This window comes from Streptomyces hainanensis (genome assembly GCF_004348415.1).
Taxonomy (GTDB): domain Bacteria; phylum Actinomycetota; class Actinomycetes; order Streptomycetales; family Streptomycetaceae; genus Streptomyces; species Streptomyces hainanensis.
In genome coordinates, this window is record NZ_SMKI01000948.1 from 1 (window position 1) to 407 (window position 407).

The 407-nt window shown below is 74.9% G+C and carries 1 pseudogene; it reads left to right on the forward strand.

Annotated elements, in window-relative coordinates:
• Window positions 1-180: 180 nt before the first annotated feature.
• Window positions 181-407: pseudogene (locus E1283_RS36915) on the forward strand (ribosome small subunit-dependent GTPase A); the annotation flags it as partial.

Sequence of the window (407 nt, forward strand, 5' to 3'; positions counted from 1 at the left end):
GCACCAAGCAACGGAAGCAGCCGGATCGAGCGCCTGAAGGAGGTGAGGTTGATGACCGCGTCGCCTGTCGCCGCCCTGCGCGACTCCCGCCTCAACCTCCCGTTCCGGGCCCCGGCCGGGCGCGGCTGAACGCCGCCCCCCTCTTACCCCGCGGGCCCTCCCGATCCAGGGGTCTCTCCGTTGTCCTCACCACACGCTTCACCCTTCCCGTCCACCGAGCACTCCCTCGCCGCCTACGGCTGGAACGCCGACCTGGCGGAGGCCTTCGCCGAGCACGCGGCCGCCGGCCTCCACCCCGCCCGGGTCGTCCGGGTGGACCGCGGCCGCGCCACCGCGATCACCGCCACCGGCACCGTGCACGCCGCCACCGACCAGCGCACCGCACCTCCCTGCACCGGCGACTGGGC